4 protein-coding genes are annotated in these 4,904 nt (G+C 58.5%); 1 reads left to right on the top strand and 3 read right to left on the bottom strand.

Features of this window, described 5'->3' with window-relative positions:
• Positions 1–117: 117 nt before the first annotated feature.
• Both AB5Y92_RS18230 and AB5Y92_RS18225 read right to left on the bottom strand, forming a co-directional pair.
• Complete coding sequence (locus tag AB5Y92_RS18230) at positions 118–1,530, bottom strand: MATE family efflux transporter (protein WP_368227329.1); 1,413 nt, start codon at positions 1,528–1,530, stop codon at positions 118–120.
• Between the two features lie 73 nt (positions 1,531–1,603).
• The gene (locus AB5Y92_RS18225) at positions 1,604–2,542 is read right to left on the bottom strand and encodes a LysR substrate-binding domain-containing protein (RefSeq protein ID WP_368227328.1); all 939 of its coding nucleotides are present in this window, start codon (positions 2,540–2,542) and stop codon (positions 1,604–1,606) included.
• 494 nt (positions 2,543–3,036) lie between these two features.
• On the opposite strand from AB5Y92_RS18225, the gene AB5Y92_RS18220 reads away from it, so the two are divergent.
• Positions 3,037–4,329: an HAAAP family serine/threonine permease gene (locus AB5Y92_RS18220; RefSeq protein ID WP_368227327.1), complete on the top strand. Its 1,293-nt coding sequence runs from the start codon at positions 3,037–3,039 to the stop codon at positions 4,327–4,329.
• 91 nt (positions 4,330–4,420) lie between these two features.
• Here AB5Y92_RS18220 and AB5Y92_RS18215 read toward each other — a convergent pair.
• On the bottom strand, positions 4,421–4,904 hold a 484-nt coding region (locus AB5Y92_RS18215), incomplete at its 5' end, for a substrate-binding periplasmic protein (protein WP_368227326.1).

Genomic DNA, 4,904 nt, shown 5'->3' with positions numbered 1-4,904 from the left:
TGGAGCGTTACGGAAAAGGCGTAAATATCAAAACATGTTTGCATGAGGCGCTGGGGCGCCCCATGCAACACGTAATTGGGACATAACCTTTTTTATTGCTACGCGGGATGGGTGGCCTTAACGGGCCAGCTGGACGGCGGCGCGTGCGCGGGCCGGTTGTGGGCGCTGTTTGGCTTTTGGCGCGCAGGCCATCTTCAGGCGCAGCCACTCGCGCCACAGCAGCCAGCAGAGCGGCAGGGTGAGCAGCAGCACGGTCGCGGGCTGGGCCATCAGCACCCCATCACGGCCCCACAGTTGCGGCAGCAGGAAGATGAGCGGCAGCAGCAACACGGTTTTGGCAATGGAGATGACCAGCGCCTGACGGGTACGCGCCATGGATTGCAGCAGCACGATGCCGAACATGATGATCCCCTCCAGCGGAATGGCGCCGAGGTTGAGGGTCAGGCTGCTGATGGCAGCGGCCAGCAGTTCGGGATCCTTGTCGCCGGTATAGAGCATGGCGACCTGTCCCGGCAGCAGCTGGATGGTGAGCCACACCAGCATGCCGTAGATAAAGGTGAACTTGAGCCCCATCTCCATCAGGTACTTGAGGTTGCGGTGGCGCTTGGCCCCCGCAGCCTTGCTGATAAGCGGCTGAATGCCGAACGCCAGCCCTTGCAGGATGACGATAAAGACCGCCTCGGTGTAACCGGCTACGGTAAAGCCCGCCAGATCCTTCACATTGCCATACACCATCAGCTGGCTATTGTGCAGCATCAGCAGCAGGCCGAGGTTGAACTGGGCAATCAGGCTCGGAAGGCCGGTAAAGAGCAGGTGTGGCATGGCGGGGAGGTTGGGCACCAGATCTCGCCAGCTGAGGCGAAGCCGCGCCCAGGGGGTAAAGAAGTAGCCAAGGCCGATCAGGCTCACCGCACCCTCTGCCATCAGGGTGGCTTGCGCGGTCCCGATCAGTCCCAGCCCCAGCAGACCCACCATGATGTAGTTGAGGATGATATTGAGCACGGCGCCGCTGCTCACCAGCACCATGGCCAGTTTCGGGCGGCCATCGTTGCGCAGCAGATAGGGGACCGCCAGATTGCTGGCCAGCAGCAGGGTACCGCCGCCAATCCAGGTGAGGTAGTCGCTCGCCTGTTTCCAGGTCTCGGTGCCCTGCTCGATGCCGAGCCCCAGCAGAATATCGGTGTGGAGGTAATAGAGCAGGATGGGGGCGGTGATACCGAGCACCAGCAGTAGCCAGAGGGCGTTGACCAGCGTCTTGCGCGCCAGTGCAAAGTTGCGGGCGCCCTGTTGGTAGGAGATGCCGGTAGCGGCGCCCATGCTGATCATGGCGGCCAGACCAATCAGCACCATGATGACCGGATAGACCAGGTTGATCCCGGCGAGGCCAGCGGCGCCGACATAGTGGCCGACGAAGATGCCGTCGATGAGGTAGTAGGCCCCCGAGACCAGCATGGCAAGAATGGAGGGGAGGGCGTAAGCCCAGAAGCGACGGGTCATGGCCCGTTGCCGTAATGTGAAGTAGGCAGACATATCTGTTCTCTCGATGTGCTCGGTTATCGAACAGTTAGTCTAGATTAATACTTTTTTGGTGATAATCCGGTTTCTACTTGATGAATTGCTGAGTATTACTCATCAATCCGCTGTTTTGATAGTGCGCCTTGAGCATGTCGATCAGGATGCGCAGCCCGCTGCCAAGCTGATGGCGGCTCGGATAGAAGAGATAGAAGCCGGCAAAGGTGGGGCTCCAGGGCTCCAGCACCGTGATGAGTCTCCCCTCCGCAACCTTCTGGCTCACTTCCTCCTCAAGGCAGTAGGCCAGCCCCAACCCCGCCTCGGCAGCGCCCAGATAGAGGGCCGGCGTGCTGGTGGTGAGCGGCCCGGTGACTTCTATTTCCAGCAGGTTGCCATCGGCGGCAAAGGCCCAGCGGTAGTGGTGGTGCGGGGTGAGGCGATAGCCGATGCAGGCGTGGCGGCTCAGCTCGCTCGGGTGCTCCGGCGTGCCGTTCTGCGCCAGATAGGCGGGAGAGCCCACCACCAGATAGCGCTGGGGCGGCCCGAGCGGAATGGCGATCATCTCCTTGGGCAGCAGGTCCCCGTAAAAGAGGGCGGCATCGAAGCCATCCTCGATCATGCGCGGCATCAGCTCCTGCTCCACTACCTCCACCTGCATCCGCGGATAACGGGCCAGATAGTCGATGAGTACCGGTGCCAGCAGGCTGTCGATGGCGCCGCGCGGGGCGCAGAGCTTGAGTCGACCCACCGGTTCATCGCTGTTGCGGGCCAGCTCGGCGAGCGCCTCCTCCAGAGTATTGAGGGTGGGGAGCAACTGCTTGAGCAGCCGTTGGCCAGCTTCAGTCGGCACCACGGCCCGGGTACTGCGGTTGAGCAGCCGCACCCCCAGTCGCTCCTCCATTCCTTTCAGACTGTGACTGAGGGCGGAGGCGGAGACGCCGAGTTCGAGGGCAGCCTTGCTGAAACTGCGGTGGCGGGCGACGGCGGCAAACACCGCCAGTTCGGCGAGATCGGTACGGGTGATGGTCATCTTGAGTCAACAAAAAGGCGTGAGTTACAAGGGTACGCCAAGGGGATGCTGCACACAATCCACCCGAAAAGGGCTGTTTGTTTTAAAAGTGTAAACAATCAAAAATCATTGAATCCAATGAAACTAATTTTAAATGTTAAAAAAAACTCACAATCAGGCGCCTTGAGTGTGATCTTAGTCGTCCGAAAGGCGACTCGAATCAAACTTTGGTTGATTAATTCAAAAAAACGCTGTGATTAATAAGGTCATTTAATTAAAGTCACCCCATCGAGAGAGACGCATGTTGTCGAGTTGTTAAGGCGAGCAGGTGTCCCCCCTCAGAGTCAAAAACTCATGCCGTTGTTTGTTGCATTCTTGTTGTTACATGGAGTGATGACCAGATAGCCGGGGCGTGAGAGCTACAGGGAAGAAGAGCAGGCGTTCCAGGGAGATGGAACCGGGCCAAGGCCCGAATGAACAAGAATCCCATTTTTCCTAGATGACAGGAACAACTTATGTCTGACATGAATATTGCAGCTGATGGTCGTGTAGCCAGCAACGCCGCTCGTGGCATCAACAAGGCCGATGTGGTCTGGATGCTGGGTCTGTACGGTACCGCAATCGGTGCCGGTGTGCTCTTCCTGCCGATCAACGCCGGTGTAGGTGGCCTGTGGCCGCTGGTTGCCATGCTGATCCTGGCCCTGCCGCTGACCTTCTTCGCCCACCGTGGCCTGACCCGCTTCGTGCTGTCCGGTTCTACCCGTGATGGCGACATCACCGAGGTAGTAGAAGAGCACTTCGGCAAGACCGCAGGCAAGTTCATCACCCTGCTCTACTTCTTTGCCATCTACCCGATCCTGCTGATGTATTCAGTAGCCATCACCAACACCGTTGAGAGCCTGATGGTTCACCAGCTGGGCATGACTGCACCTCCCCGTGCCATCCTGTCTCTGGCGTTGATCCTGGGTCTGATGGCGATCGTTCGCCTCGGCGGCCAGGTTATCGTCAAAGCGATGAGCGTGCTGGTATTCCCGTTCGTGCTCACCCTGATGGGCCTGGCGCTCTACCTGATCCCGCACTGGAACGGTGCCATCATCACTGAAGCTCCGGCGCTGGGTGATGCCTTCAACGGCGACTTCATCAAGACTCTGTGGCTGGCTATCCCGGTAATGGTGTTCTCCTTCAACCACTCCCCGATCATCTCCTCCTTCGCGGTGGACAACAAAGGTCGTTACGGTGAGAACGCCGAGAAGAAGTGCAGCAACATCCTGCTGGGCGCCCACGTCATGATGGTGATGACCGTTATGTTCTTCGTATTCAGCTGCGTACTGAGCCTCTCCCCGGCTGACCTGGCTGCTGCCAAAGAACAGAACATCTCCATCCTGTCCTATCTGGCCAACCACTTCGACAACCCGGTTATCGCCACTGTGGCTCCGCTGATCGCCATGGTTGCTATCAGCAAATCCTTCCTGGGTCACTACCTGGGGGCGCAAGAGGGCATGAACGGCCTGATGGCCAAGGCTCTGCGTGAAAAGGGCAAGAACGTTGACGTCAAGCAGCTGAACAAAGTGACCGCGATCTTCATGATCCTGACCACCTGGGCCATCGCTACCATCAACCCGAGCATCCTCGGCATGATTGAAGACCTGGGCGGCCCGATCATCGCAATGCTGCTGTTCCTGATGCCGATGTACGCCATCACCAAGGTTCCGGCCATGCGCAAATACGCTGGCAACATCAGCAACGGCTTCGTGACCATCATCGGCCTGATCGCCATGTCCGGTATCATCTACAAGCTGATTGCCTGATAACCCCGGTTACCAAGTTGAATGAAGAAGCCGCCTCGCAAGAGGCGGCTTTTTTTATGGCTATTTGGGGTGGTGAGCGGATGCGGTATCGCTACTTCATCAGCTTCTTCACCTCGTCGCTGGCCAGCGCCTTGTTGAATTTGTCCCGCGCCTCTTTCCCCTTGGCGGAGTTGGTAAAGCAGACGTGGAGGGACTTGTCCTCGAGGATCTTGCCATTGAAGCCGAGGTTGGCGGCAACGTCCTTGAGTTGGGGATCGCTTTCCAGCAGATAGGTCATCACATTCTGGTCGATGACCGCCAGATCGAGCCGACCGTTGCCGAGCTTGAGCAGGTTCTGGCTGTCCGAGCTGGTGGCGTCAGCCGAGAGCGCCTTGCTGGCCACTTTTTCGTCGAACTCGGTGGTATTCACATAGCCGGTGACGACACCAATTCTCTTGCCCTTGAGGTCATCAAGGCTCTGCCAGGTGACCGGCTGATCGGCTCGCTGGGCAAACCCGAGAGGGCCGTTACCTATGGGGTCGGAGAAGAGGCAGCTGCTCTTGGGGTCGAGATACTCGGGGAAATAACCCAGTACC

The organism is Aeromonas sp. R1-1 (genome assembly GCF_040908495.1).
GTDB classification, from domain to species: Bacteria; Pseudomonadota; Gammaproteobacteria; order Enterobacterales; family Aeromonadaceae; genus Aeromonas; species Aeromonas veronii.
This window is presented reverse-complemented; position numbering and strand designations above follow the sequence as displayed.